Origin of the sequence: Streptomyces lydicus (assembly GCF_001729485.1) — a bacterium.
Classification (GTDB): domain Bacteria; phylum Actinomycetota; class Actinomycetes; order Streptomycetales; family Streptomycetaceae; genus Streptomyces; species Streptomyces lydicus_D.
Genome location: NZ_CP017157.1, coordinates 6,234,983 through 6,261,780, shown reverse-complemented (window position 1 = coordinate 6,261,780; position 26,798 = coordinate 6,234,983). Strand labels below are relative to the sequence as shown.

General features: G+C 72.5%; 21 protein-coding genes. 14 read left to right on the top strand and 7 right to left on the bottom strand.

The annotated features are described in order from the left end of the window. Positions 1 to 3: 3 nt before the first annotated feature. Positions 4 to 2,022 (top strand): ATP-dependent DNA helicase, encoded by a 2,019-nt coding sequence (locus tag SL103_RS27125; RefSeq protein ID WP_069571558.1) that lies wholly within the window; start codon positions 4 to 6, stop codon positions 2,020 to 2,022. A gap of 88 nt (positions 2,023 to 2,110) precedes the next feature. Here SL103_RS27125 and lexA read toward each other — a convergent pair whose 3' ends face one another. Next, positions 2,111 to 2,911 carry a transcriptional repressor LexA gene (gene lexA, locus SL103_RS27120; protein ID WP_069571557.1) on the bottom strand — a complete coding sequence of 267 codons (801 nt, stop codon included), beginning with the start codon at positions 2,909 to 2,911 and terminating at the stop codon, positions 2,111 to 2,113. 544 nt (positions 2,912 to 3,455) lie between these two features. Between lexA and nrdR the strand changes: the two genes are divergently transcribed. The 3 genes from nrdR (at position 3,456) to SL103_RS27105 (ending at position 7,946) form a co-directional block, all read left to right on the top strand. Beyond that, entirely contained in the window at positions 3,456 to 3,986 is a 531-nt protein-coding gene (nrdR, locus tag SL103_RS27115; RefSeq protein WP_069571556.1) for a transcriptional regulator NrdR, read from the top strand. Between the two features lie 125 nt (positions 3,987 to 4,111). After that, on the top strand, positions 4,112 to 6,988 hold the full coding sequence (locus SL103_RS27110) for a vitamin B12-dependent ribonucleotide reductase (RefSeq protein WP_069571555.1): 2,877 nt from the start codon (positions 4,112 to 4,114) through the stop codon (positions 6,986 to 6,988). A 259-nt stretch (positions 6,989 to 7,247) separates the two neighbouring features. Continuing rightward, the gene (locus tag SL103_RS27105; protein ID WP_069571554.1) at positions 7,248 to 7,946 is read left to right on the top strand and encodes a DUF6215 domain-containing protein; all 699 of its coding nucleotides are present in this window, start codon (positions 7,248 to 7,250) and stop codon (positions 7,944 to 7,946) included. Between the two features lie 71 nt (positions 7,947 to 8,017). Here SL103_RS27105 and SL103_RS27100 read toward each other — a convergent pair whose 3' ends face one another. Beyond that, positions 8,018 to 9,325: an MFS transporter gene (locus tag SL103_RS27100; protein ID WP_069571553.1), complete on the bottom strand. Its 1,308-nt coding sequence runs from the start codon at positions 9,323 to 9,325 to the stop codon at positions 8,018 to 8,020. Between the two features lie 154 nt (positions 9,326 to 9,479). Between SL103_RS27100 and SL103_RS27095 the strand changes: the two genes are divergently transcribed. Continuing rightward, on the top strand, positions 9,480 to 10,043 hold the full coding sequence (locus tag SL103_RS27095) for a CGNR zinc finger domain-containing protein (RefSeq protein WP_244304055.1): 564 nt from the start codon (positions 9,480 to 9,482) through the stop codon (positions 10,041 to 10,043). Between the two features lie 97 nt (positions 10,044 to 10,140). On the opposite strand, the gene SL103_RS27090 is transcribed toward SL103_RS27095, so the two are convergent. Beyond that, positions 10,141 to 10,680 (bottom strand): TerD family protein, encoded by a 540-nt coding sequence (locus SL103_RS27090; RefSeq protein WP_079146006.1) that lies wholly within the window; start codon positions 10,678 to 10,680, stop codon positions 10,141 to 10,143. A 188-nt stretch (positions 10,681 to 10,868) separates the two neighbouring features. Beyond that, positions 10,869 to 11,456, bottom strand: a complete 588-nt coding sequence (locus SL103_RS27085; RefSeq protein ID WP_069571551.1) for a TetR/AcrR family transcriptional regulator — start codon at positions 11,454 to 11,456, stop codon at positions 10,869 to 10,871. A gap of 106 nt (positions 11,457 to 11,562) precedes the next feature. Between SL103_RS27085 and SL103_RS27080 the strand changes: the two genes are divergently transcribed. After that, the gene (locus SL103_RS27080) at positions 11,563 to 12,975 is read left to right on the top strand and encodes an amidase (protein WP_069571550.1); all 1,413 of its coding nucleotides are present in this window, start codon (positions 11,563 to 11,565) and stop codon (positions 12,973 to 12,975) included. 69 nt (positions 12,976 to 13,044) lie between these two features. Continuing rightward, positions 13,045 to 13,650 (top strand): YdbC family protein, encoded by a 606-nt coding sequence (locus SL103_RS27075; protein WP_069571549.1) that lies wholly within the window; start codon positions 13,045 to 13,047, stop codon positions 13,648 to 13,650. Between the two features lie 45 nt (positions 13,651 to 13,695). On the opposite strand, the gene SL103_RS27070 is transcribed toward SL103_RS27075, so the two are convergent. Continuing rightward, the gene (locus SL103_RS27070) at positions 13,696 to 14,367 is read right to left on the bottom strand and encodes a TetR/AcrR family transcriptional regulator (RefSeq protein WP_069571548.1); all 672 of its coding nucleotides are present in this window, start codon (positions 14,365 to 14,367) and stop codon (positions 13,696 to 13,698) included. Positions 14,368 to 14,453: 86 nt separating this feature from the next. Between SL103_RS27070 and SL103_RS27065 the strand changes: the two genes are divergently transcribed. The 5 genes from SL103_RS27065 (at position 14,454) to SL103_RS27045 (ending at position 19,623) form a co-directional block, all read left to right on the top strand. Next, positions 14,454 to 16,073: an ABC-F family ATP-binding cassette domain-containing protein gene (locus tag SL103_RS27065; protein WP_069571547.1), complete on the top strand. Its 1,620-nt coding sequence runs from the start codon at positions 14,454 to 14,456 to the stop codon at positions 16,071 to 16,073. Positions 16,074 to 16,330: 257 nt separating this feature from the next. Beyond that, on the top strand, positions 16,331 to 16,990 hold the full coding sequence (locus tag SL103_RS27060; RefSeq protein ID WP_069571546.1) for a histidine phosphatase family protein: 660 nt from the start codon (positions 16,331 to 16,333) through the stop codon (positions 16,988 to 16,990). 11 nt (positions 16,991 to 17,001) lie between these two features. After that, positions 17,002 to 17,910, top strand: a complete 909-nt coding sequence (locus SL103_RS27055; protein ID WP_069571545.1) for an ADP-ribosylglycohydrolase family protein — start codon at positions 17,002 to 17,004, stop codon at positions 17,908 to 17,910. A 297-nt stretch (positions 17,911 to 18,207) separates the two neighbouring features. Then, positions 18,208 to 18,909: a ribonuclease HII gene (locus SL103_RS27050; protein ID WP_069571544.1), complete on the top strand. Its 702-nt coding sequence runs from the start codon at positions 18,208 to 18,210 to the stop codon at positions 18,907 to 18,909. A 66-nt stretch (positions 18,910 to 18,975) separates the two neighbouring features. Further along, on the top strand, positions 18,976 to 19,623 hold the full coding sequence (locus SL103_RS27045; RefSeq protein WP_069571543.1) for a hypothetical protein: 648 nt from the start codon (positions 18,976 to 18,978) through the stop codon (positions 19,621 to 19,623). Positions 19,624 to 19,708: 85 nt separating this feature from the next. On the opposite strand, the gene SL103_RS27040 is transcribed toward SL103_RS27045, so the two are convergent. Then, on the bottom strand, positions 19,709 to 20,446 hold the full coding sequence (locus tag SL103_RS27040; RefSeq protein ID WP_069571542.1) for a hypothetical protein: 738 nt from the start codon (positions 20,444 to 20,446) through the stop codon (positions 19,709 to 19,711). A gap of 225 nt (positions 20,447 to 20,671) precedes the next feature. After that, positions 20,672 to 22,837, bottom strand: coding sequence for a RecQ family ATP-dependent DNA helicase (locus tag SL103_RS27035; protein WP_069571541.1), 2,166 nt, complete (start codon positions 22,835 to 22,837; stop codon positions 20,672 to 20,674). Positions 22,838 to 22,962: 125 nt separating this feature from the next. Between SL103_RS27035 and SL103_RS27030 the strand changes: the two genes are divergently transcribed. Then, the gene (locus SL103_RS27030) at positions 22,963 to 24,567 is read left to right on the top strand and encodes a DUF4192 domain-containing protein (protein ID WP_069571540.1); all 1,605 of its coding nucleotides are present in this window, start codon (positions 22,963 to 22,965) and stop codon (positions 24,565 to 24,567) included. Between the two features lie 215 nt (positions 24,568 to 24,782). Further along, complete coding sequence (locus tag SL103_RS27025) at positions 24,783 to 26,795, top strand: glycogen debranching N-terminal domain-containing protein (protein ID WP_069574150.1); 2,013 nt, start codon at positions 24,783 to 24,785, stop codon at positions 26,793 to 26,795. The last annotated feature ends 3 nt before the right edge of the window (positions 26,796 to 26,798 follow it).

The window sequence follows — 26,798 nt, the reverse complement described above, 5'->3', positions numbered from 1 at the left end:
GCTATGACGAAGCCCTCCCTCCCCGATCTGCTGCACGCCGCCGTCACCGCCGTCGGCGGCACCGAGCGCCCCGGCCAGGTGGCGATGGCCGAGGCCGTCGCCGAGGCGGTGGGCGGCCCCGCTTCCGACGACTCGCCACAGAGCGAGGACGGAGCGAAGCACGGCTACGCCCACCTCCTGGTCCAGGCCGGCACCGGCACCGGAAAGTCCCTCGGCTACCTGGTGCCGGCGCTGGCCCACGGCGAGCGGGTGGTGATCGCCACCGCCACTCTGGCGCTCCAGCGCCAGCTGGTGGAACGCGATCTTCCGCGGACCGTCGACGCGCTGCATCCGCTGCTGCGCCGCCGCCCGGAATTCGCCATGCTCAAGGGCCGCTCCAATTACCTGTGCCTGCACCGCCTCCACGAGGGCGCCCCGCAGGACGAGGAGGACGGCCTCTTCGACGTGTTCGAGCAGGCCACGCCCACCAGCAAGCTCGGCAAGGACCTGATGCGGCTGCGGGACTGGGCGGACGAGACCGAGACCGGCGACCGCGACGCCCTGACCCCCGGGGTCTCCGACCGCGCCTGGGGACAGGTCTCGGTCTCCTCACGGGAGTGCCTGGGCGCCTCGAAGTGCGCCTACGGTGCGGAGTGCTTCGCCGAGGCGGCCAGGGAGCGCGCCAAGCTGGCCGATGTCGTCATCACCAACCACGCGCTGCTGGCCATCGACGCGATCGAGGGTGCCCCGGTCCTCCCGCAGCACGAGGTCCTGATCATCGACGAGGCCCATGAGCTGGTCTCCCGGGTGACCGGCGTCGCCACCGGCGAGCTCACCCCGGGCCAGGTGAACCGCGCCGTGCGGCGAGCCGCCAAGCTCGTCAACGAAAAGGCCGCCGACCAGCTCCAGACCGCGTCCGAGACCTTCGAGCGCCTGATGGAGCTGGCCCTGCCCGGCCGTCTCGAAGAGATCCCCGAGGACCTCGGTTACTGCCTGATGGCGCTGCGGGACGCCGCCCGTACGGTCATCTCCGCGCTCGGTTCGACCCGCGACAAATCGGTCCAGGACGAGGACGCGGTCCGCAAGCAGGCCCTCGCCTCGGTGGAGAACATCCACGCCGTCGCCGAGCGCATCGCCAACGGCTCCGAGTACGACGTGGTCTGGTACGAACGCCACGACCGCTTCGGCGCCTCCCTCCGGGTGGCCCCGCTCTCCGTCTCCGGCCTGCTGCGGGAGAAGCTCTTCGAGGACCGCTCCGTCGTCCTCACCTCCGCCACCCTCAAGCTGGGGGGCGACTTCAACGGTGTCGCGGCCTCGCTGGGCCTGGCTCCGGAGGGCACGGAGGGGGAGGACGTACCCCGGTGGAAGGGGCTCGACGTCGGCTCCCCCTTCGACTACGGCAAGCAAGGCATCCTCTACGTCGCCAAGCACCTCGCCCAGCCGGGCCGCGAGGGCAGCCGCACCGACATGCTCGACGAGCTCGCCGAGCTGATCGAGGCCGCCGGCGGCCGCACCCTCGGCCTCTTCTCCTCCATGCGCGCGGCCCAAGCCGCCGCGGAGGAGCTGCGTGGCCGTCTGGACGTGCCGATCCTGCTCCAGGGCGAGGAAACCCTCGGCGAGCTGATCCGGACGTTCGCCGAGGACGCCCGTACGTGCCTGTTCGGCACCCTCTCCCTCTGGCAGGGCGTGGACGTACCGGGTCCGAACTGTCAGCTGGTGGTGATGGACCGGGTGCCGTTCCCGCGCCCGGACGATCCGCTGATGAGCGCCCGGCAGAAGGCCGTGGAGGAGGGCGGCGGCAATGGCTTCATGGCCGTGGCGGCGACCCACGCGGCCCTGCTGATGGCCCAGGGCGCCGGGCGTCTGGTCCGCGCCACCGGGGACCGCGGTGTGGTGGCCGTGCTGGATCCCCGGGTCGAGCGGGCCCGCTACGGCTCGTTCCTGCGCAAGTCGATGCCGCAGTTCTGGTACACCACCGACCGCAACCAGGTCCGCCGCTCGCTCGCGGCGATCGACGCGGCGGCGAAGGCGGCGGAGAAGTAACGCGGCCGCGGGCCCGGCGAGGGCCCGCGGACACAGCAGGGCTCCGGGACCGGCGCAGTGGTCCCGGAGCCCGGTCGTGAGGGGTGGGTCAGACCCGCCGCAGCACCGCCACCACCTTGCCGAGGATGGTCGCCTCGTCACCGGGGATCGGCTGGTACGCGGAGTTGTGCGGCAGCAGCCACACATGGCCGTCCTCGCGCTTGAAACGCTTGACCGTGGCCTCGCCGTCCAGCATGGCGGCGACGATGTCGCCGTTCTCGGCCACCGGCTGGCGGCGGACCGTGACCCAGTCCCCGTCGCAGATGGCGGCCTCGATCATGGAGTCGCCGACCACCTTCAGCACGAACAGTTCACCGTCGCCGACGAGCTGGCGGGGGAGCGGGAAGACGTCCTCGACGGACTCCTCCGCGAGGATCGGGCCACCGGCGGCGATCCGGCCGACCAGCGGGACGTAGGACGCGGCGGGCTTGCCGGCGGTCTCGGTCGCCGCGGTCGTCGGCTGGTCGGAACCGCGGACCTCGTACGCCCGGGGGCGGTGCGGGTCGCGGCGGAGGAAGCCCTTGCGCTCCAGAGCCATGAGCTGATGGGCGACGGACGAGGTGCTGGACAGTCCGACCGCCTGGCCGATCTCCCGCATGGACGGCGGGTACCCGCGCCGCTGCACCGAATCCCTGATGACCTCGATCACCCTGCGCTGGCGGTCGGTGAGCCCCGAGCTGTCGGCCCGGATCCCTGGTGGCCTGCCGGGGAGCGAGCGGGCGGGCTTCTGCTCTTCGGAGTCCGACGTGGCGTCGTCCATCGGCGGCCGCTGTGCCTTCTGCGGATGATCGAATCGGCTCTGGGAGTGGCTTGGTGCGGTGATGGTCGCGCTGTCTGCGGTGGTGGTCACGTCGGCCCCTCTCGAAATGTTCTCCCTAGTTAGCCAACGGTAGTTGCTTTCGAAAGGTTGCGCCAAACACACGTTCGAGTGAAAAATTCAGCGATTGGCAGACCTGGGTGAGCGGCTGGGTGTATGGCCGACTGTCGAACCGGTCTGTGACGCGTGCCGGCGTTCCGGGGTCACCGGTCGGCCGGCGGGTCCGGTCGTCGGTGATCCGCGGTCACGGTGGCCGGGCGCCGTGACGTCGCCGATTCTGTCATCCCCGCCCCGCCGCGCCCCCCGTCGGGTGGCTTCCCGTACGCTTCTGGGCGACCCCCCGGCCCGCCTGCGCCGCGACACGCGGTAGGCGGATGTAAGCAGGCCGACACCACATCTAGTGGTTAGATGCGGTCGGCCACCCAGAAGTTGTGGTCCTGGTCCGTCAGGGCGCCGAGGATCGCCTATGCTTGTGGCTGCTCCGGAGGGCCCGTACGGACCCGTCGGGGTTATTCGCCGTACGCCGGGAGCGTTGGCGTACGTACGTCCGTATATCGAGGGTGAGGAGGGTGGAGCCATGCACTGCCCCTTCTGCAGGCACCCCGACAGCCGGGTCGTCGACAGCCGGACCACCGATGACGGGACGGCGATCCGCCGGCGCCGCCAGTGCCCCGACTGTTCCCGCCGTTTCACCACGATCGAGACGGCGTCACTGATGGTGATCAAGCGGAGCGGGGTCACCGAGCCCTTCAGCCGCAACAAGGTCATCGCGGGAGTGCGCAAGGCGTGCCAGGGCCGCCCGGTCACCGAGGACGCGCTCGCCAAGCTCGGCCAGCGGGTCGAGGAGGCGGTGCGCGCCACCGGAAGCGCCGAGCTGTCCACCCACGACGTGGGGCTCGCCATACTGGGCCCGCTGCAGGAACTCGACCTCGTCGCGTACCTGCGCTTCGCGTCCGTGTACCGGGCGTTCGATTCGCTCGAAGACTTCGAGGCGGCCATCGCCGAGCTGCGGGAGCAGCCCGAGGAGCGGCCGCCCGGGCAGGACTGCGGGACTGACGGGGAGGCCGGCGGCCCGGCCGTCCCCGTGCCCGCCACCGCCGCCGACTGAGTTCGGCGCGCATCCAGGACCTGTACCGGGGCGAGAGCAGGGCGCCTCGGTAGCAGAAAGAACAAACACCGTGCCACGGAATGAGTGCGCACATATGGGCGTTTGCCCGTATACAGGGAGGCGGCATGACAGAGACGACGAGCGGCCCGGCACGAGGCTCCCGCGCCAAGGGCAGCAAGGTGAGCAAGGGTCTGCGGATCGAGCGCATTCACACCACGCCGGGCGTGCACCCGTACGACGAGGTGGAGTGGGCGCGTCGTGACGTCGTCATGACCAACTGGCGCGACGGCTCGGTCAACTTCGAGCAGCGTGGCGTCGAGTTCCCCGACTTCTGGTCGGTGAACGCGGTCAACATCGTCACGAGCAAGTACTTCCGTGGCGCGGTGGGCTCCCCGACCCGCGAGTCGAGCCTCCGGCAGCTGATCGACCGCGTGGTCAAGACGTACCGCAAGGGCGGCGAGGAGAACGGTTACTTCGCCTCCCCGGCGGACGCCGAGATCTTCGAGCACGAGCTGGCGTACGCCCTCCTGCACCAGGTCTTCAGCTTCAACTCGCCGGTGTGGTTCAACGTCGGCACGAAGCAGCCGCAGCAGGTCAGCGCCTGCTTCATCCTGTCCGTGGACGACTCGATGGAGTCGATCCTGGACTGGTACAAGGAAGAGGGGATGATCTTCAAGGGCGGCTCCGGTGCCGGCCTGAACCTCTCCCGTATCCGCTCCTCCAAGGAGCTGCTCTCCTCCGGTGGCAACGCCTCCGGTCCGGTCTCCTTCATGCGCGGCGCCGACGCGTCCGCCGGAACGATCAAGTCGGGCGGCGCCACCCGCCGCGCGGCCAAGATGGTCGTCCTGGACGTCGACCACCCGGACGTCGAAGCCTTCATCGAGACCAAGGTGAAGGAGGAGGAGAAGGTCCGCGCGCTGCGCGACGCGGGCTTCGACATGGACCTGGGCGGCGACGACATCACGTCCGTCCAGTACCAGAACGCCAACAACTCGGTCCGGGTCAACGACGAGTTCATGAAGGCCGTCGAGTCCGGCTCGAAGTTCGGGCTGCGCGGCCGCCTGAACGGTGAGGTCATCGAGGAGGTCGACGCCAAGGGGCTGTTCCGCAAGATGGCGGAGGCCGCCTGGGCGTGCGCCGACCCCGGCATCCAGTACGACGACACCATCAACCACTGGCACACCTCGCCGGAGACGGGCCGGATCACCGCGTCCAACCCGTGCAGCGAGTACATGCACCTGGACAACTCCTCGTGCAACCTTGCCTCGCTCAACCTCCTGAAGTTCCTGCGCGACGACGACCTGGGCAACCAGTCCTTCGACGCGGAGCGCTTCGCCAAGGTCGTCGAGCTGGTCATCACCGCGATGGACATCTCCATCTGCTTCGCCGACTTCCCCACCGAGAAGATCGGCGAGACCACTCGCGCCTACCGCCAGCTGGGCATCGGCTACGCCAACCTCGGCGCCCTGCTGATGGCCACCGGCCACGCCTACGACTCCGACGGCGGCCGCGCGCTGGCCGGTGCCATCACCTCCCTGATGACCGGCACCTCCTACAAGCGCTCCGCCGAACTGGCCGCGGTCGTCGGCCCGTACGACGGCTACGCCCGCAACGCCGACGCCCACAAGCGCGTCATGAAGCAGCACTCCGACGCCAACGGGGTCGCGGTGCGCATGGACGACCTGGACACCCCGGTCTGGGCCGCGGCCACCGAAGCCTGGCAGGACGTGCTGCGCCTCGGTGAGAAGAACGGCTTCCGCAACGCCCAGGCGTCGGTGCTCGCGCCGACCGGCACCATCGGCCTGATGATGGACTGCGACACCACGGGCGTCGAGCCGGACCTGGCCCTGGTCAAGTTCAAGAAGCTGGTCGGCGGCGGCTCCATGCAGATCGTGAACAACACGGTCCCCAAGGCGCTCAAGCGGCTCGGCTACCAGCCCGAGCAGGTCGAGGCGATCGTCGCCCACATCGCCGACCACGGCAATGTCGTCAACGCGCCCGGCCTCAAGCCGGAGCACTACGAGGTCTTCGACTGCGCGATGGGCGTCCGCTCCATCTCCGCCATGGGCCACGTGCGCATGATGGCCGCGGCGCAGCCGTTCCTCTCCGGCGCGATCTCCAAGACGGTCAACGTCCCCGAGACGGCCACCGTCGAGGAGATCGAGGAGGTCTACTTCCAGGGCTGGAAGCTCGGCCTGAAGGCGCTCGCGATCTACCGCGACAACTGCAAGGTCGGCCAGCCGCTCTCCGCCAAGAAGAAGGAGGAGGAGAAGAAGGCCGAGCCGGTCGCCGAGAAGAAGGTCGTCGAGTACCGCCCGGTGCGCAACCGCCTCCCGAAGGGTCGTCCCGGCATCACCACCTCCTTCACGGTCGGCGGCGCCGAGGGCTACATGACCGCCAACTCCTACCCGGACGACGGTCTCGGTGAGGTCTTCCTGAAGATGTCCAAGCAGGGTTCGACCCTCGCGGGCATGATGGATGCCTTCTCCATCGCGGTGTCCGTGGGCCTGCAGTACGGCGTCCCGCTGGAGACCTACGTCTCGAAGTTCACCAACATGCGCTTCGAGCCGGCCGGCATGACGGACGACCCGGACGTGCGGATGGCGCAGTCGATCGTCGACTACATCTTCCGCCGCCTGGCGCTGGACTTCCTGCCGTTCGAGACCCGCTCGGCGCTCGGCATCCACTCCGTCGAGGAGCGCCAGCGCCACCTGGAGACCGGCTCGTACGAGCCCTCCGAGGACGAGGTCGACGTCGAGGGCCTGGCGCAGTCGGCGCCGCGCCAGACGGAGTCGGTGAAGGAGTCCACCCCGGCGGTGAAGATCGTCGAGGAGGCCGCGGCCCCGGCTCCCAAGCAGGCGCACACCAACGCCGAACTGGTCGAGATGCAGCTGGGCATCAACGCCGACGCCCCGCTGTGCTTCTCCTGCGGGACGAAGATGCAGCGCGCCGGCAGCTGCTACCTGTGCGAGGGGTGCGGGTCGACCAGCGGCTGCAGCTGATGCGGGACGCCTGCTGGGCGTGAAATAGCTGGTCAGGGCGGTGGAGTCGGTACTCGGCTCCACCGCCCGCGGCGTATTTCCAGCCGTCGGTGTCGTCGCGGGGTCGCGTGGGTCGCGGTGCGGCCGTCGCCCCGGGCCCGGGGGTGCCCGGCCGACGAGCGCGTGCCCGGAAGCCCGGAACAATTCCCGCTTTCGCGTGAAACGATCACCGGTTACGCTCCACCGGCGCGCATCGGGCGCGAACCGGGGGGTGGGGGATATGGACGACAATTCCGCGAGATCGAAGAAGGGCATGGGCGCGGGGGCCCAGGCACTCGCGGCGGTGGTGCTGGTGTCGGGCCTCGTGGGTGGCATGTGGGGTCTGCGGGATCTGGGGGACGTCTCCACGGACGAGCCCGCGCCGGCCGCCTGTGACGGCCCGCATGACGCCCGGCCGTCGAAGCGCGTTTCGGGAGCGCAGCTCTGCACGGCGCTGAACCGGCGGGACCTGCCGGCGCTGCTGGGCACGCCGGACGAGCGTGCGGAGACCGCCGGGGGGAGCGAGAGCTGGACGAAGGACGCCGGCGGCACCAAGACCGTCACGCCGGAAGCGACCGTCGAGCTGAAGACCTACGCCGTGAAGCTCTCGGCGTCGTACGACCACCTCCGGGTTGCCCAGTCGGTGCGCTTCTTGGGGGAGACCGCGGAAGCGAAGAAGGTTCTGGGGCGTCCGGCGGTCCTCTATTCGGACCGCACCATCGCCCTCTCGTTCAGCTTCGACGGCCACAAGATCGGCCAGTCCGACTCCCGGCCCGGTGGCATCGCGCGCAGCCTGGTGGTCGCCAAGGACGCTAAGGACGGCGGCGGTTCCTTCGAGATCGCCCTCTGGCGCCAGGACGAGGGAACGCCCGACGACGAGGCGTTGCTCCGGGTCGCCGAGAAGGTGCTGCCGACGATCCCGGGCTGGAACGCCGGCTGACGAGACGTCTGCGGACCTGGCCGGGGGCCAGGCTCAGGGGGTACTCGGGCGGAACTCGGCACCAGGCGACCTCACGGGCGTTCGGCGGGCACCGGACCGCTGACGGCCTCCTTCGTCGGGTCCGCACCCGGCGTTTCCGTGTGTGCGTCCCCGGGGTGCTGGTGCCGGCGGACGAGGGTGTGCAGAAGTGCGCCGCCCAGTTGGGCGGCGGCGATGGCGAGCAGCAACAGGGGAGGCGGCAGCGCGGCGCCCGCTCCGACGGCGGCCGCCCCGCAAGCCGCCGCGGTGATCTTCAGGCCCGCTCCCAGGGTGAAGATCTGCGTCCTGGCGCGCGGCGGGGCGTACGCCGCCCGGATGCGGAACGTCGCGGTCAGCAGTGGTCCGTCGCACGCGCCTGCCAGCGCGAACAGCGCCGCGCAGACTGCCGGGGACGGCACGAGTGCGGCCGTGGCCAGCGCGAGGCCGGTGCCGCACAGGGAGAGCGTGGCGAGCCGTGGATCGCTGAGGGGCGGCCGCCAACGGGCGAGCGCCAGTGAACCGGCGAACGCCCCGACGGCGAACGCGGTCATCAGGGCGCCGCCCGCGCCGGGGCGCCCGTGGTAGGCGGCGAGCAGCACCGCCGTGGTGGTCAGGCCGCCGATGCCGAGGAACGCCAGGCAGGTGCCCGCGGTGATCGCGCGTAGTTCCCGGACGCGCCAGAGGGCGGCCAGTCCGGCGGCCAGGTCGGCGCGCAGGCCGGTGGCCGGCCGGGCGTCCGTGTGCTGCCGCGCATCCCCGTACGGAAGGCCGCCGGCGGCCGCCACCGCGCCGGCCGCCACCGCGCCGGCCGCCACCGCGCCGAGGAGCAGCATGGCCGCGCCGGGTGACGCCACGGCGGCCGTCACGCCGACCACCACAGGGCCGGCCACCGACGCGGCGTTGTACACCGCCGCGTCCAGCGCGTACGCCCGGTCCTGCCGCGGGCCGGCCGGTACGAGTACGGCGATCAGGCCGGACAGCCCTCCGGAGACGACCGGCCCGCAGGCGCCTCCGGCCACGGCGACGGCAAGCGTCACCGGGGCGGGCGCCCGCGCGATCAGCAGCGACAGTGTCACGACGGCAGCCGCGAAGCCGCTCAGCGCCCCGAGGTAGCAGAGCCTGGGACGCCGCATGCGGGTGGCGAGGGCGCCCACCAGGGGAGCGGCGACGACATGGGGTGCCATCCAGGCGGTGAGCACGAACGCACCCTGGGCCGCGTCCCCGGCTCGCTGCAGTGCCAGTAGCGCGACGGCCACGGCCATGCCTTCCTCCGCCAGGCGGGCACAGAAGGCGGTGGCCAGATAGAGCGGTAATCGCGAGCGCGGTGCGGGGACGGCGGCGGGGGTGCGGGGCCGGGGCATGCGCGTCTCCAGGTGTGCCGACAACTGAGCCGTGGCGTTACGGGTTTCCCGCGGCGACTGGGCATTCGTAACGCCTTTTCAGGAGAAGACGTTACGCTGGAGGTCGGCAACGGGCCAGGGAGATGCGTCGGTTGGGGCGGGAGCGTGGTGTGGGGTGAAGGGTGAGGAGTTGCCGGGGCGGGGGTTCCGGCCCGGCGAGCGATTGATCGATCTCGCCAACGCGGTCCGTGCGGATCCGGAGTTGTCCCGGGACGCGCTGGCCGAGCTGCTGGCGCACCATGGGGAGAGCCGGGAGGACCTCACCCGGCGGGAGTTCTCCAGAAGCGACGCCGAGGAGTTGAGGGCGGCGGCCGCCCGCCTGGCCGCTCTGCTCGCCGAGTCCGATACCGACCGCGCCGCCCACGGCATCAATGTCCTGCTGGCGGAGTGCGGGGCCCGCCCGCGCCTCTCCCGGCACGGCGGACACTCCTGGCACCTGCACATCGACCAGGGGGACGACGCGAGCTGGGCGGAGTGGTTCCTCGCCTCAAGTGCCCTTGCCCTGGCGCAGATCCTCACCGAATACGGGCGGGCCCCCTGGGGGGAATGTGCCGCTTCGCGGTGCGGCAGGCTCTATCTGGGCACGGGTCCGGGGAGCGCGCGCCGATACTGCTCGACCGCCTGCGCCTCACGGGAGCGGGCGGCGGCACATCGCCGCCGCAAGAAGGCGGACGGGTAGCGGCGGGGAGGCGGCCCTTGAGTCCGCCTCCCCGCCGCTGCCCTGGCGTCCGCTGCGCGGTCGCCGACTTCCGTACGCGCGGCGGGTGCCGGGGGCGTCAGTGCCCCATCGACCGTGCGAACGTGTCCGGGTCGGTGTCGAAACCCCGGACCGTCGCGTGGAAGCGCCAGTTGCCGGTGTCGTCCCGGGTGAATTCGGCGACCGTCGCGGCGGTGGCGTCCGCCACCTCGGCGAAGTCGTTCACGGCCAGGTCGGTGTACCCCTCGCGGACCCGTACGGCGGTGTTCTCGATGTCGCCGAAGACCTTGCGGCCCTCACCCTGCTGGATGGTCACTCCGACCACGACCCGGGCGTAGGTGTCGGAGAGCCGGTCCAGTTCCAGGGTCATGACCTCGTCGAAGCCGAAGCCCTGGCCGGTCCGGCTGTCCCGGTTGAGCGCGATCGTCCCGTCGGGCGAACGGCTGTCGAAGTGCACCAGATAGGCCGGGTCGCCGTGCGGAGCGTCGGCCGGGTAGGTCGCCGCGATGATGTCGAGGTCATGGTCCGGGGCGCCCATCGGGCTGGGGTCCCACTTGAGCGTTACCTCGACTTTCTCGATCCCTTTGTTGAGCGTGCTCACCGCGCTTCCCTTCGTCATCTCCCGGGGAGGGCGGACCGACCCGTGCGATCGGCGGGCAGCTCCCCGGGACTTCCCGTTGGCTGCCATCGTGTCACGCCCGCTGCCCCCTGGGGCCGGAAGGAACTGCCCCTGGTCAGACACAGGTTGGGGTCCGCCGAGGATGGCCGGAAAGCGCCCTCGGGGCCAGGTGGGGCGGGGTGGGCGACTCAGGAGGTCTGCTCGTTCCAGAGCTGGTTGAGGTGTCCGTCGAGGACGTCCAGCGCCGCGGTGGGGGAGAGATGGCCGATCAGGACGTGGGTGGTGAGGCCGTCGGCGAGGGCGAGGAGGCTGCGGGCCGCCCGCTCCGGTGCGGGGGTGTCGCAGCCCTCGATGATCAGCTGGGTGAACACCTTGTGCAGATCTGCATAGTTACTGCGCAGCGTTTCGGCCAGCGGCGGGCTCACGGCGGCCTGTGCGGCGAAGGCCAGCCAGACCCGTGCCTCGGCGCGCCGCTCCTCCTGGACCAGGGAGATCTCGCTCGCCGCGTGCCCCAGTGTCGTGCGCGCGGACTGGGCGGGCGAGGCGGTCAGGCGGGCCGACAGCCGTGCGGTGACCTGTTCACCGACGTGACCGAGCGCGAAGACCAGCATCTCCTCCTTGGTGCCGAAGCAGCGCTGCACGGCCCCCATGGACACCTGTGCCCGGGCCGCGACATCGCGGAGGGTGACGCCCTCCAGGCCGCTCTCGTCGGCGAGTTGGCACACCGCCTCGGCGATCTGCCGCCGTCGGCTCTCGTGGTCCACCTGCTTGGGCATACGGTGCGCTCCGTTTTATTCGATGCGTGTGTATCGCTACCAGGTTACGATGCCGAACCGATGCGGGCGCATCGGAACGGATGATGTGCCCCGGGAAGGGAAGGTCATGCACAACGCACTGTGGAAGAGGTCGGCGCGCGCCCAGGCCCTGGCGGTACGCACCGGTGAGGTGTCCGCGCTCGCCCTGGTCGACGCCCATCTGGACCGGATCGCCCAGGTCAATCCCGCCGTCAACGCCGTGACCCAGCTGCTCGCCGAGCGCGCGCGGGCCGAGGCGGCGGAGGTCGACCGCAGGCGGGCGGCCGGTGCCGAGCTGGGCCCCCTGGCCGGAGTGCCCTTCACGGTCAAGGAGACCACCGCCATCGAGGGCGTACCGACGACGTTCGGTGCGGAGCGCTTCCGTGACTTCGTCGCGCAACGCGACGCGCCCCCGGTGGCGCGGCTGCGGGCGGCCGGAGGCATCCCGATCGGGCACACCAACATGCCCACCCTCGTCCTGGCGGGCATCCACAGCCGCAGTGAGCTGTTCGGGGACACCGTGAACCCGTGGTGCGCCGATGTGACGCCGGGCGGCTCCAGTGGTGGTGACGGTGCGGCCGTGGCCAGCGGGATGGCCGCACTGGGCCTCGGCAACGACTCCGGAGGGTCCGTGCGCCTCCCGGCGTCCTTCTGTGGCGTCGCGGCGCTGAAGCCCACCTACGGACGGTTCCCCGCCGATCACCGCATCGGACCGGACGATCCCACTCTCGCGGCGCAACTCCTCGTCGTCGACGGCCCGTTGGCCCGCACGGTCGACGATCTCCGGCTGGCGTACGAACTGCTGGCCGGGACCGACCCCCGTGACCCGAGGGCGCTACCGGTGCCCCTGTACGGCGAGCCGCTTCCGCGCCCCCTCAGGGTGGCCATGGTGACCGACCCGGGTGGGCACGGCGTCCACCCCGCCGTCCGCAAGGCCCTGGAGAGCGCCGCGGACGCACTCCGGGACGCCGGGTACCGGGTGGACGAGGTGGCGGACGTGCCACGGCTGGACGACGCCCTCGACGCGTACGGCGGGATGATCTGCACGGAGTTCGCCACCACCTGGCCCGTGGTCAAGCCGCTGCTCGGCGAGGGCGGTCACCGCTACATCGAGATGGGGGTGCAGCGGGCCCGCCCCGTCGAGCTCGCCGAGTACCTGCGGCTGACCGGGGTGCGGATGGGCATCCAGCGGGACTGGGCGGTGTTCCAGGAGGAGTATCCGCTGGTCCTGGGGCCGGTGTTCACCGACCCGCCGTTCGCGCCGGGGGAGGAGGCGCGCGATACGGAGAGCCATCGGCGGGTGCAGAACGCCCTGCGGCTGTGCTCCGCGACCAGCTTCGTCGGCGTTCCCGCGGTGGCCGTGCCCACCGGGGTGGTGGACGGGCTCCCGTACGGCGTGCAGCTGATCGGGTGCTCCTATCGGGAGGACCTGTGCCTGGAGGCCGCTGAGGCGGTGGAACGGCGACTGGGGGTCCTGACGCCGGTCGACCCGCGCCCGTAAGGAAGTTCGGGGTGGTCGGAGTGTGACGCGCAGTGATCCGGTTTCGCTCCCGGGCCGTACGATGGCGCGGTGCTGGTCAAGTGGATTCGCCTCACCGTCGTGGACCGTCGAGGGTTCGAGCGGGGGCAGCGGAAATGGGCGGGGCTGCTGGGTGAGCCGGGGTTCCGAGGGCAGGGCGGGGGGTGGAGCCGGGGGCGGCCGGGCGTTGCGCATCTGGTCGCCTTCTGGGAGAGCCGGGCCTTCTACGACTCCTTCATGGCGCGCTCCCACGACCGGTTGGCGGCTTCCCAGGTCGGCACCTACAAGGACGCCCAAGTCCGCTTGTTCGAGCACGAGTTTGACGTGAAGGTCGGCTTCCGCCCGGTGTTCGGCGATGTCGACGTGCTGCGGCTGGCGCACTGCCAGGTGCGCCAGGACCGGGTGGATCACTTCATGCTGATGCAGGAGAAGGTCTGGAACCCGGCGATGGCGGGCTCACCGGGCATGCTGCGCGGGATGCTGGGACGCGCGCCGGGGGAGGAGTTCCTGGTCCTGTCGATGTGGCAGTCGGCCGCGGAGCGTGGGAAGTACCGGCCCGAACGGGTGGAGCGGCTCGCCCTGCGGGCCCAGATAGCCGCGGACGTCCAGGCGATCGCCGGGGACGTGGTGCAGCTCGAACCGTCCTGGACGGTGTGACGGGCCGGGGCCGCCGGCCCGGCACCGCCGGGTCACCTCGCCCCACTACGTGCCGGCCGTGCCGACGGTCGTGAACACCCCCGCGCGGGCGGCGGCCAGTGCAGCCGCCACGGCCTGCCCGGCCAGCGCGTCGTCGACCGGCTCGCGGGTGATGAACAGGCGGAAGAAGAGCGGCGCGGAGACGGCGCGGACGAGTGCGCCGGCGTCGACGCCGCCGGTCGCGGGGGCGGGCAGCTCGCCCCGTTGGAGCGCCCGCTCGACGAGTGGCTCACAGCGCGCGAACCGCTCCGCGTAGTACGCGCGCAGCGCCTCGGCCGCGCGCTCCGACTGGAACCCGGCGGCGATCATCGCGGACCCCGAGGCCGCCACCGCCGGGTCGGTGAAGGAGGTGACGACCTCCTGGGCGAGGGCGTGCAGATCGCCCTCCAGCGAGCCGGTGTCGGGTGGGAGCCAACTGTCCTCGCCCGCCAGGTCCAGCGCGTCCACCACCAGGCCCTCGACGTCCTTCCAGCGGCGGTAGAGCGTCGTCTTGTGCACGCCCGAGTGCTCGGCGACATATTCGACGGTCAGGCCCGGGTAGCCGTGCTCGCTCAGGCCGGCCAGCACGGCGTCGCGGACGGCGGCGCGGGTCCGGGCGGTGCGGCCGCCGGGCCGCCGGGTGCCGGGGGTGGGGGCGGCAACCCCGGGTGCGTCCTCGTTCGCCTTCTCGCCGGTCAATTGCAACTCCTGTTGCGTTAGGTAAGTGGATTGTGTCATCATCATCGTAATGCAACAACGGTTGCATTTGCTCGGGGGAGGCTCGCATGCCCACTCAGATCTCACTGCACGACCTCACCAAGACGTGCGGCGACCGCCTGCTGTTCGACGGTGCCTCGCTGTCGATACGGCCCGGGGAGCGCGCGGGCGTCGTGGGGGAGAACGGCGCCGGCAAGTCGACGTTGCTGCGCCTCATCGCGGGCACCGAGCGGCCCGACGACGGCCGCGTCGTGCTCCACGCCGACGGCGGGGTCGGCTACCTCGCGCAGACCCCGGACCTCCCGCCGCAGCACACCGTCCAGGACGCGATCGACGTCGCCCTCGCCGACCTCAGGGGGATGGAGCGCCGGCTGCGAGTGCTGGAGCGTGAGCTGGGCGAGGCGCCCCCCGGCCGCCTGGCGGAGTACGGCGATCTGCTCACGCTCTTCGAGCTGCGCGGCGGATACGAGGCCGACGCCCGCGTCGAGAAGGCGCTGCACGCCCTCGGGCTCGAAGGGCTGGGCCGTGAACGGCTGCTCGGCAGCCTCTCCGGAGGCGAGCAGGCCCGGCTGGGGCTCGCCTGCCTCATCTCCGCGGCGCCCGAGGTCATGCTCCTCGACGAGCCCACCAACCACCTCGACGCGGCCGCCCTGGACTGGCTCGAAGAGGCCCTGCTCGCCCACCGCGGCACGGTCCTCGCCGTGTCGCACGACCGCCTCTTCCTCCAGCGGATCGCGACCTCGATCGTCGAGGTCGACGCCGACCGCCGCAGCATCGTCCGCCACGGCGAGGGGTACGGCACCTTCGTCGCCGCCAAGGCCGCCGCCCGCCGGCATTGGGAGCAGGAGTACGCCCGGTGGTGCGAGCAGATCGCGCAGCTCACCGACTTCGCGGACGGCGCCGCACGCGGGGTGGCCCAGGGCCGGGCCATGAAGGACAACAACAAGATGGCGTACGACCGGGACAAGGGCCGGGTCCAGGCGTCCGTGGCCGGCAGGGTGCGCAACGCCCAGGAACGCCTCCGCCGGCTGAGGGAGAGCCCGGTTCCCCGCCCGCCGGAGCCCCTGCGCTTCACAGCCGCGCCGGACCGTGGCGAGGCCGACGGCACCCTTGTCCGGCTCGACGGGGTGCGGGTCGGGGACCGGCTCTCGGTGGACTCCCTCACCGTCGCCGCCGGCGAACGCCTGCTCGTCCATGGGGCCAACGGCGCGGGCAAGACCACACTCCTGCGGGTCCTCGCCGGGGTCACCGCCCCGGACGGCGGCACGGTTGTCCGCCGGGGCCGTATCGGTTTCCTCGCGCAGGAAATACCGGTCTCCCGCCCTGCCCAACCCCTCCTGGCCGCCTTCCGGCTGGGCCTGGCCGGCGATGCCGAGGAACTGACCGACCGGCTGCTCTCCTTTGGACTGTTCCGCGAACGCGACCTCCAAGTGCCCGTCGGGGCGCTCTCGGCCGGCCAGCGGCGCCGGCTCGCCCTGGCCCGGTTGCTGGCCCGCCCCGCCGATCTCCTGCTGCTCGACGAACCGACCAACCACCTGGCGCTCGGCCTCGTCGAAGAGCTCGAAGCCGCGCTGGCGGCCTGGACCGGTGCGCTGGTCGTGGTCACCCACGACCGTCTGCTGCGCCGGCGCTTCGGTGGCCGCACCTATGAGATACGCGACGGGCGCCCGGCCCTTGTCGCCCGGTGAAGCCCGGAGCGCGGGTGAACGGAGCGGGCGAGGTCCACGGTGAGGAGTGGACCGGCAGGGCCGACGGGGCCGGCAGGGCTGACGGGGCCGACGGGGCCGGCAGGGCTGACGGGGCCCGCGAGTGGGAGTGAGTGGGCGGAACCGGCGGGACGACGACGGCCGGGCTCGGACGCGTGCGGCATGCACACAACTACGTCCGCGGTCCGCCTGGTGGGCCCGGCCGCCCCTGATCTGCCGTACGGGCCTACGCTGGCGGCATGGCTCGGCCCCGACGCATCGTTCTCATCCGCCATGGCGAGTCGGAGGGGAACATCGACGACACCGTCTACGAGCGGGAACCCGATCATGCGCTCGCTCTCACGAAGGCGGGGCGTCGGCAGGCGGAGGAGGCCGGAGCCACGCTGCGGTCGATCTTCGGCGACGAACGGATCTCCGCCTATGTCTCCCCCTACCGCCGGACCCACCAGACCTTCCAGGAACTCGGCCTCGACCCCGGCAGGGTCCGGGTGCGTGAGGAGCCCCGGCTGCGCGAGCAGGACTGGGGCAACTGGCAGGACCGCGACGACGTCCGGCGGCAGAAGGCGTACCGCGACGCCTACGGCCACTTCTTCTACCGCTTCGCCCAGGGGGAATCCGGCGCCGACGTCTACGACCGGGTGGGCGCCTTCCTGGAAAGCCTGTGGCGCAGCTTCGAGGACCCGCACCACCCGCAGAACGTCCTGCTGGTCACGCACGGCCTCACCATGCGGCTGTTCTGCATGCGCTGGTTCCACTGGTCGGTGGCCGAATTCGAGTCGCTGTCCAACCCCGGCAACGCGGAGTGGCGCGCCCTGCTGCTCGGCCCGGACGGCCGCTACACCCTCGACCGGCCCTTCGAGCGCTGGTGTGAACCCGAGCCTTATGGCATCACCGGTTAGAGTGCACAACGATGACCCCCGATCACCGTGACGCAGACCGCTGTGCGCGGGCTCTGGCGAGCCTGCGCGGACTGTCCGTGGGTGACGCCCTCGGCTCCCAGTTCTTCGTCCCCGCGAATTACCCCGCCCTCAGGCGCCGCGGGCTGCCGCCCGGACCCTGGCAGTGGACGGACGACACCGAGATGGCCTGCTCCGTCCTGGCCGTGCTCACCACCCACGGCCGGATCGACCAGGACGACCTCGCCCGGTCCTTCGCCGAGCACCACGACTTCGACCGGGGCTACGGTCCCGCCGTCAACCGCCTCCTCCGGCTGATCCGCGAGGGCGGCGACTGGCGTGAGCTGGCCTCCGCGCTCTTCAACGGCCAGGGCTCCTGGGGCAACGGGGCCGCCATGCGCATCGCTCCCCTCGGCGCCTGGTATGCCGACGACCCCGAGCAGGCCACCCACCAGGCGGAGATCTCCGCCTACACCACCCATCAGCACCGCGAAGCCGTCGTCGGCGCCATGGCGGTGGCCGCCGCGGCCGCCCTGGTGGCCGACCCGACCCGCGAAACCGGCCCCGAGCAGCTGCTCGACGGCGTACTGGAGCTGATTCCGCGCAGCGCCGTACAGGCCGGGCTGCGCCGCGCCCGCGACATGCTCGACTACGCCGACTCCGGGACCGTCGCCGCCGTGCTCGGCTGCGGTCGGCGCACCAGCGCCCACGACACCGTGCCCTTCGCCCTCTGGGCCGCTGCCCGGCACCTCGGCAACTACGAGCGGGCGTTCTGGACCACGGCGCAGGCCGGCGGCGACGTCGACACCACCTGCGCGATCGTCGGCGGCGTCGTCGCCGCCGGGCACGACGGCGCCCCGCCCCAGGCATGGCTGGAGGGCACCGAGTCCCTTCCGTCCTGGGCCCCCGTTCTCGCCGACTGACCGGACCCGCCCACCGGGCTCCCCCCCCGCCACCAGATGATCGTCCGCCACCCCTCCCGCGTTCAGCCATGCCCACAACCCGCCGTGCGCGACGGCCACTTCGGCCCCGTGCGGGCGCGCACGACGCCCGGTCGCGGGGGCCGCACACGTGCGCCGCACACCGTCCGCGCCGGGCTACGCGTACCGGCCGGTAGCGGTGTCCGGCGCCCCCGCTCCCACCGGTGCTCCCCGTATTCGTCCCCAGGTTCGGATCCGATGCGGACGGCCGGCCCGAATAGGCGTAACCTTGCTGGCGCCATGCCGTACGTGCCCCCCACCCATTCCGTCGAGCGATCATTGCGCGCCACAACCGGCGCCAAGATCGTTGCAGGGATCGACGAGGTCGGACGCGGTGCCTGGGCCGGTCCGGTCAGCGTCTGCGCGGCCGTCACCGGACTACGCCGACCGCCCGACGGACTCACCGATTCAAAGCTGCTGACTCCCAAGCGCCGCGCCGAACTGTGCGACGTGCTCGGCGCCTGGGTCACGGCGTACGGCCTGGGGCATGCCTCGCCGGAGGAGATCGACGCGCTCGGTATGACCGCGGCGTTGCGCCTGGCGGCCGTACGCGCCCTGGAGGCGCTGCCGGTCCGGCCGGACGCGGTCATCCTCGACGGCAAGCACGATTACCTGGGCACGCCCTGGCGGGTCCGCACAGTCATCAAGGGCGACCAGTCCTGCATCGCGGTCTCCGCCGCGTCCGTGATCGCCAAGGTGCGACGCGACGCGATGATGGCCGAACTGGGCCTGGAATACGCCGACTTCGACTTTGCGGCCAACGCCGGCTACCCCTCGCCGACCCATCGCATCGCCCTGGAGGAGTACGGTCCCACGCCGCACCACCGAGTGTCGTGGTCCTACATGGACGCCCTGCCCCGGTGGCGGCATCTGAAGAAGGTGCGCATCACCCCCGAAGCAGCCGCTCTGGAAGCCGGTGGCCAACTCGGCTTCGACTTCTGAGCGGTGCGGGCATCAATTCGGTACCCGATGACATGTCCCGCACCTATGTTTGATAGACATCGTCTTATGCCTCTCATCCCCGAGGAGCCTCAGATTCACGAGAGTGTCCCGGGTCCCCGCGCAACTCCGGCCGCCGGCCGCACCGCGCCGACCCCCCGTCCTGTTCCTGGCCCCGGTCCTCGCCCCGCACCTCCGCGTGGCGCCCCCGCGGCCAGCGCCCGTCCGGGCAAGCCCGGACCTGCTGCCCCGCCGCGCGGGCCGGTCGCCGCTCCGCCGGCGCAGCGCACCGGCTCGTCGCAGCCCCCCACGGGCAAGACCGGCACCGCAGGAGCGCAGCTCCAGCTGATCCCGGCCCCTGCCGACGGCGCCATCGACGCCGCCGACGAGGCCGTGGACCTGCTGCTGGACTCCGGGCGCGCCCCGGGCGAGATCCTGGTGCTGACCACCGGCGACGCCCACCCGTGGGCCGCGCACGAACTGTCCTTCGGTGAGGCGTCCTACTGGGCCCAACACGACGCCGCGGACGATGTGTTCTACGCGGACGCCGCCGCCGGGCGTGCCACCGGCCGGCCCGTCGTGATCGTCGCCCTCAACGGCGGTCCGGACGAGACCGCCGCGGTGGCCCTGCCTTCCGCGATGGCCCGTGCCCGAACGCTGCTGATCGTCTGCGGTGACCCGCAGCGGATCAACAGCGTCCTCGGCGCGAACGCCTGACCGCTCCCGCCCGCAGCAGCCCGTCGGCCTCGGAGGCCGACGGGCTCGCTCGCGTTCCCGAGGGGTGAGCCGCCACTCGGTCCGGTCAGCGTGCCGCCGTGTGCCGGTGCGCTTCCGGGGCGCCGCCCCCGGTGCTCCTCGGCGTCACTCCCCCCTGGGGGAGGGCCGGGGCCGCACGACGGGAGTCCGGGCGCTGCGGGGGCGTACCGGGGGAGTCCGGGCGTGCCGCGCGTGCACGGTGTGGCGTCGTACGCGCGGTCGCCGCACGGAGTCCCTCCGCGCCCTGCGGGGCGGGGGCCGGTGAACCGGGGCGGCGGCCTCCGCGGCCCTCGCCGAGCACCTGCCACCGGTCGGGCGTCAGCGTGATGTACGCGCCGCAGCGCAGCCCGTGCAGGGTGCAGGCGTCGCGCAGCCCCCACATCCACGCGCCGTCGGCCTCCGTCCAACGGGCCTCGCCCGCACGGCAGTAGAGCAGCACCGCCGTCCGCACCGGGGTACGCAGCCGCAGGTCGTGCGGGATCACCCGGCGCAGGTGCGTCAGCAGCGCGTTGCGGTACTCCCAGCCGTCGGGAGCGGCCGCGGGCTCGGTGAACGACGCGCTGGCCGTCACCCGTTCATGGAGATCGAGCACCGCCACGATGGCCGTCGACGGCCCCGGGCGATGACGGTCGTGCAGGCCGGTGACAACCTCGCGGGGGTTGCGCAGCAACGGGATGCCGGCGGAGGCCCATTCGGCGGGCTCCAGCATCCGGCCCAGTCGGGCGGCGGGATCGGCGGACGCGGGCGGGGACGTATGCGGGGGCGGGGCGAAGCCGAAGGTCACGTTCCTCCCTTCGTCTACGCGTCAGCGCAACGGGCATGCCCGGGTGCGCCGGTGCACCACGACATGGCCCTGCCTGACCACGGACGGCCGGTTGGGGAAGCAACTCCAATTCTCGCGGTCGCACAGCGATGCGGGCAACGAGCAATTTCCGCACCCGCCCGTTAACGCCCCTTGATTCGCAAATGTCGCCTCCCGTCGCACCGGCCGCGCGCCGAACCGCCGCCGCTACCCCTGTACGGCGAGGACCAGCGGAAACACCCCCTCCGCGCCGGCCTTGCGCAGCAGCCGGGCGGCCACCGCCAGGGTCCAGCCGGAGTCGGCGTAATCGTCCACCAGGAGCACCGGGCCGCCGGCGGACGCCAACGCCTCGGCCAGCTCCGGCGGTACGCCGAGCGAACCGTGCAGGGCCCGCAGGCGCTGGGCGCTGTTGCTGCGCGGAATCCTGCCCTCGGCGCCGTCGTCCGCGGAGGTCACCGTGCCCAGGAACGGCATCCGGCCGACCGCGGCGATCCGCTCGGCGAGCGACCGGATCAGCTGCGGGCGGCTGTGCGAGGAGAGACAGACCACACCCACCGGGCGGTGCGGTGCGTCCGCCGCACCCGAGGCCCAACCACCGGGCCCCTTGGCCCAGTCGGCGAGCACCGTGACCACCGCGGACGCCACATCGTCCGGAATCGGCCCGTCCGGTGCCTGCGGTGCGAGCATCGGCCGCAGCCGGTTGCCCCAGCCGATGTCCGAGAGCCGTCCCAGAGCCCGGCCGGTCGCCGCCAGCTCGCCCGCCGGAATGCGCCCCTTGAGGTCGATGCCGACGGCCGGCAGCCCCGTAGGCCACATCCGCCTCGGCTCCACCTCCACGCCCGGGCGCCCCAGCTCACCGCGCGCCGCGTCCAGCGAGGCGGCGGAGACCTCGGTGCCGAACCGCGCACCGGCGCAGTTGTCGCAGCGACCGCACGCCACCGCCGCCTCGTCGTCGAGCTGGCGGCGCAGGAACTCCATCCGGCAGCCCGTCGTCGTGGCGTACTCCCGCATGGCCTGCTGCTCGGCCTCGCGCTGACGGGTCACCCAGGCATAGCGCTCGGTGTCGTACGTCCAGGGCCGGCCCGTCGCGATCCAGCCGCCCTTGACGCGCTGCACGGCGCCGTCCACGTCGAGCACCTTGAGCATGATCTCCAGCCGGGACCGGCGCAGCTCGACCTGAGGCTCCAGGGCGGGTAGCGACACCGGCCGGCCGGCCGCCGCCAGGACGTCCAGCGTCTCCCGGACCTGCGCCTCGGGAGGGAACGCCAGCGAGGCGAAGTACTTCCAGATCGCCTCGTCCTCACGGCCGGGCAGCAGCAGCACCTCGGCGTGCTCGACGCCACGGCCCGCGCGGCCCACCTGCTGGTAGTACGCGATGGGGGACGACGGCGAACCCAGGTGCACCACGAAACCCAGGTCGGGCTTGTCGAAGCCCATGCCCAGCGCGGAGGTCGCCACCAGCGCCTTGACCCGGTTGGCGAGCAGATCGTCCTCGGCCTGCTGACGGTCGGCGTTCTCCGTCTTCCCCGTGTACGACGCCACCGTGTGACCCCGCTGGCGAAGGAACGCGGTGACCTCCTCGGCGGCGGCGACGGTGAGCGTGTAGATGATCCCCGAGCCCGGCAGCTCGGGCAGATGATCCGCGAGCCAGGCGAGACGGTGCGCGGCATCCTGCAGCGGCAGCACGCCCAGGCTGAGGCTCTCCCGGTCGAGCGCACCACGCAGCACCAGCGTCTCGGCGGCACCCTCGCCCGTCCCCAGCTGCTCCGCCACATCGGCCGTCACGCGGGCGTTGGCCGTGGCGGTCGTGGCGAGCACGGGCACATCCGGCGGGAGGTCGGCGAGCATCGTGCGCAGCCGTCGGTAGTCCGGCCGGAAGTCATGGCCCCAGTCGGAGATGCAGTGTGCCTCGTCGACCACCAGCAGGCCGGTCGCCGCCGCGAGCTTGGGCAGCACCTGATCACGGAAGTCGGGATTGTTGAGCCGCTCGGGGCTCACCAGCAGGACGTCCACCTCGCCCGCCGCCACCTCGGCCTGGACGGTGTCCCACTCCTCGGTGTTGGCGGAGTTGATCGTGCGCGCGCGGATCCCGGCCCGCGCGGCGGCGTCGACCTGGTTGCGCATGAGCGCGAGCAGCGGCGAGACGATCACCGTCGGTCCGCTGCCGCGCTCCCGCAGCAGCGCCGTCGCGACGAAATAGACCGCGGACTTGCCCCAGCCCGTGCGCTGCACGACCAGCGCCCGACGGTGCTCGGCGACCAGCGCCTCGATCGCCCGCCACTGGTCCTCGCGCAGCCTGGCCTCCCCGCCGGGATCCCCGACGAGGCGCGACAGGACGGCGTCGGCTGCGGCACGCAGCTCTTCGTTGCTCATGCCCCCATGCAACCCGATGCCACTGACAACGCGCGAACCCCCACCCGAAACTGTGGATAACCCCGTCACCCGGGAGTTATCCACAGGGGTCGCGGGGCGGAGGCGAATCGCGGGATCTTCGAGCCATGAATCCGCACAGCGACCCGAGCAAGCACGGCATCGACAGCAACTCCACGGAAAATGCGCCGCCGGTCTCCCCGACCGACCCGGCCTCCGCCTCCGTGAATTCCACCCACTCCCACTCCGACTCCGACTCCGCGAATAACGACGCGAGCGCGAATAACGCCGAGCGTAAAGACCCCGCAAATCTCACCGAGAAGACCGCCCACTCAACGCCCGCCGGCCAATCCGACTCCGCGCAGAACTCCGCGCCCGCCTCCCAGTCCTTCACCGCCGCCCACACGGAAGCCGCCCCTCCCGCCGAAACCCAGGTCACCCTGCGCGGCCCGGCCGAACTCGCCGACGCCCTGCCCTATCTCATGGGCTTCTATCCGGACGATTCGATCGTGATGGTGGCGCTGCACGGTGAGCGTGGACGCTTCGGCGGCCGGGTCCGGCTCGGCATCCCCGCCGACACCGCCCAGTGGCCGGACGTCGCCGACCAACTCGCCGACTGTCTGATCTCGGCGGGCCCGGACGACGCGGCCCCACCCGCGGCGATCATCGTCTACCTCTGCCAGGAGCCCGCGCCCGGTGAGACCGGCCGCGACGTCAAGGACCGGCTGCGCCCGCTCGCCCAGCGACTGCGCACCGCGTGCGGCGCACTCGACGTGCCGGTCCTCGAAGCACTGTGCCTCTCCAACGGCCGCTTCTGGTCCTACTGCTGCCCGGACTTCCGCTGCTGCCCCGCCGAGGGCACCCCGATGGTCATGCCGGGTACGTCCGTGATGGCGGCCGCCGCCGCATACGCGGGAATGCAGGTGCGCGGCTCGCTCAAGGAGATGGAGGCGCGGCTGAAGCCCCGTACCGGACGGCGGGGAGCCGAGCAGGAGAAGGCCCTGGACAAGGCGGCCGGCGCGCTGGTCCCGCGGATGCTCGGAAACGAGAGCGCCCTAGCGGTCCGCCGGGCCACCCTCGACCTGGCGGAAGCGATGATCCACCGGTTCCGTCAGGACACCCCCTCGGGCAGCAACCGGGCCCGGGACGCCTGCGACGACGCGCTGATCACCGACGCCGAGGCGGCCGATCTCATCCTCGGCCTCCAGGACCGCTGCACCCGTGACCGCGCCGCCGAGTGGATGGACGGTTCCGCCGCGGCACCGGCCCTGCGGCTGTGGCGCGCCCTCGCCCGTCGCTGTGCCGGCGGCTACGCGGAACACGCGGTGGCCCCCGTCACCCTCGCCGCCTGGGTGTGCTGGTCCACCGAGGACGGGCCGTCGGCGCGGATCGCCCTCAGCCACGCCCTGTCCCTGGACCCCGAGTACACCTTCGCCCAGCTGTTGCATCGTGCCATCAACGAGGGACTCGACCCGGAGCCGCTGCGCCGATGCCTGCGCGAACAGCGTCGGGAGGCGATGGGCGAGGAGAACGCGCCCGCCCCCGCCGCCGGCACGCAGTCCGCACTCGCCGGCAAGGAGACGCCCCGCTCCCCGAAGCGGCCGGACCCGGCCCGTCCGGAAGCCGCCACCCGCCCCCGCGGACCGCGCGGCGCCACCGGCCCCGGCGGCCGTACGACCGACCGGCGTACCAGGCGCCGGGCCGGCCGGGACGACGACCGGAGCCGGCGATGATCACACCAACCCTGGACGGCCGCCGTGACCTGCGCGCCGGCCGCACCGTTCACCTGAGTGGCGTAGGCCCTACGGAGCCCCGACCCCCTCAGGGAGCGCACAGCGTGCCAGGCATCGTCCCCACCACCCAACCCGCCCGCCGCCCGGCCGAAGAGCGCCGCGCGGCACCGTCCCGGGCACCGCAGCCGCAGCCCGTTCACACGTCGCTGGTCTGCGTGGCCCTGCCGGCCCTCGCGGTGTCGCCTGCCTCCGGGCAGTTGACCGGCGACGGCCTGGACGGCTTCTACCGCGACGGCAGGCGGATCCTGTCCCACTGCGCGCTCCGGGTCGCGGGCAGCGAACCGGTCATCGTCCAGGGGCGGTTGACGGGCCCCGGCCGTGCCCGCTTCCTCGGCACGATCCGCAGGAGCGGGGAGCGCGGCCCCGACCCGGAGATCCGCATGGAGCGCCTGCGGTACGCCGACGGCACCGAGGAGATCACCTTCCGCAGCAGCGCCGCGCGGCCCGTGCGGCTCCCGGTCGAGATCAGACTCGGCACGGATCTGGCCGAGCTCGGGGCCGTTGCCGTGGGCCTTCCCGGCCCCGAGCTGCGGGCCACCGTGCACGGCTCCGGGCTGCGCTGGTCCGGACCGGGGGTACACGCCGTGGTCTCCGCGACGCCCCCACCGCAGGACGCCCTGGCCTCGGCCGGGTTGCTGCGCTGGGAACTGGAACTGCCGCCCGGCGGACGGCGCACGATCGAACTGCGCGCCGCACTGGAACGCGCCCCCCAAGTCCCGGGCGGCGGCCCCTCCACCGGGCCCGGACGGTCCGGGAGCGCGCGCATCCCCGGGCCGCGCAGCGGGATGTTCGCGCCGCGGACCCGCGGCGACCGGCCCCCGCGCCCCTGGGCGGACGCCCGGCTGGAATGTGACGACCACCGGGCCGACACCCTCATGACGGCCGGTCTCAACGATCTCTACGGCCTCGTCACGCGTGACCCGGCCGCGCCCACGGACGTCTACGTCGCGGGCGGCTTCCCGTGGCGTTGCGGCCTCGCACCGGCCGAGGCACTCTGGGCCGCCCGGATGCTGCTGCCGCTCGGCACGCGGCTCGCCGCGGGCACCCTGCGCGCGCTCGCCCGGAGCCAACACACCACGCCGGGAGCAGATTTCGGCCGTCTTCCCGGCGCGCTCCGGGACGCCAGCCCGCACGCCCCGCCGAGCTGCACCGGCATCGAGGCGACGCTGCTGTTCCCCACCGTCCTTGCCGAGGCGCGCCGTTGGGGGCTCCCGGAGCAGGAGGTCGAGCGGCTGCTGCCCGCCGCCGAGCGCTGCCTGAGATGGCTGCGGATCGCCGGCGACCCCCAGGGACGGGGCGGCGGCCGCGCCGGCTACGTACCCGACCCCGCGCCCGGCGGGCCGTACCGCTGCGAGACCCAGGCCCACGCCCATCGCGCCGCACTCCTGGGCGCGGACCTCCTGGAGGCGTACGGATCGTCCGACGCGGTGGTCCTGCGGGAATGGGCCGCGGAGCTGCGCGCACGGTTCCGTACGGACTTCTGGATCGAGGATCGCTCGGGCGGCCGGCCGGCCGCCCTGCTCACCGCCGACGGGCGACCGGTTTCCCCGCTCGGATCCACCGCGGCCCATCTGCTGGACCCCGGTCTGCTCGGCGGCGGCACCCTCGCCGACGGTCTGCTGGACGCGGCACAGACCGACCAGCTCGCCAGGCTGCTGGGCGGCCCGGCGATGGACTCCGGGTGGGGACTGCGGGCGCTGGGCGCCAAGGAGAGCAGTTACAACCCCTTCGGCCACCGCAGCGGCGCGGTCCGCGTCCACGAGACGGCCGTCGCCGCCGCCGGGCTGGCCGCGGCCGGCCACGAGCGGACGGCCGGCGCGCTGACGAAGGGTGTTCTCGACGCCGCGGAGAGCTTCGGGTACCGCCTCCCCGAGATGTACGCGGGGGAGCAGCGCACCGAGGACGGAGCCCCCGTTCCGCACCCGGCGGCCTGCCGCCCGGCGGCGGTGGCGGCGGCCGGCGCGGTGCACCTCCTCGTCGCACTCACGGGTCTGCGTCCCGACGTCCCCGCCGGGACGGTGTCCCTGCGGCCGCTCGGCACGGCCCCGCTCGGCGCGATACAGCTCACCGGCCTGAGCGTCGCGGAGCAGCCGTTCGCCCTGCGGGTCAGCCGACTCGGCATGGGCATGGTCGAGGCGGCGGCGGAAGGTCTGCAACTGGGGGCGTGAGGT

Excerpts from the sequence above, each read along its gene's own strand:
- SL103_RS27125 (WP_069571558.1), top strand. The coding sequence starts at position 4 with ATGACGAAGCCCTCCCTCCCCGATCTGCTGCACGCCGCCGTCACCGCC.
- nrdR (WP_069571556.1), top strand. The coding sequence starts at position 3,456 with ATGCACTGCCCCTTCTGCAGGCACCCCGACAGCCGGGTCGTCGACAGC.
- SL103_RS27110 (WP_069571555.1), top strand. The coding sequence starts at position 4,112 with ATGACAGAGACGACGAGCGGCCCGGCACGAGGCTCCCGCGCCAAGGGC.
- SL103_RS27105 (WP_069571554.1), top strand. The coding sequence starts at position 7,248 with ATGGACGACAATTCCGCGAGATCGAAGAAGGGCATGGGCGCGGGGGCC.
- SL103_RS27100 (WP_069571553.1), bottom strand. The coding sequence starts at position 9,325 with ATGCCCCGGCCCCGCACCCCCGCCGCCGTCCCCGCACCGCGCTCGCGA.
- SL103_RS27090 (WP_079146006.1), bottom strand. The coding sequence starts at position 10,680 with ATGACGAAGGGAAGCGCGGTGAGCACGCTCAACAAAGGGATCGAGAAA.
- SL103_RS27085 (WP_069571551.1), bottom strand. The coding sequence starts at position 11,456 with ATGCCCAAGCAGGTGGACCACGAGAGCCGACGGCGGCAGATCGCCGAG.
- SL103_RS27080 (WP_069571550.1), top strand. The coding sequence starts at position 11,563 with ATGCACAACGCACTGTGGAAGAGGTCGGCGCGCGCCCAGGCCCTGGCG.
- SL103_RS27065 (WP_069571547.1), top strand. The coding sequence starts at position 14,454 with ATGCCCACTCAGATCTCACTGCACGACCTCACCAAGACGTGCGGCGAC.
- SL103_RS27060 (WP_069571546.1), top strand. The coding sequence starts at position 16,331 with ATGGCTCGGCCCCGACGCATCGTTCTCATCCGCCATGGCGAGTCGGAG.
- SL103_RS27055 (WP_069571545.1), top strand. The coding sequence starts at position 17,002 with ATGACCCCCGATCACCGTGACGCAGACCGCTGTGCGCGGGCTCTGGCG.
- SL103_RS27050 (WP_069571544.1), top strand. The coding sequence starts at position 18,208 with ATGCCGTACGTGCCCCCCACCCATTCCGTCGAGCGATCATTGCGCGCC.
- SL103_RS27045 (WP_069571543.1), top strand. The coding sequence starts at position 18,976 with ATGCCTCTCATCCCCGAGGAGCCTCAGATTCACGAGAGTGTCCCGGGT.
- SL103_RS27035 (WP_069571541.1), bottom strand. The coding sequence starts at position 22,837 with ATGAGCAACGAAGAGCTGCGTGCCGCAGCCGACGCCGTCCTGTCGCGC.
- SL103_RS27030 (WP_069571540.1), top strand. The coding sequence starts at position 22,963 with ATGAATCCGCACAGCGACCCGAGCAAGCACGGCATCGACAGCAACTCC.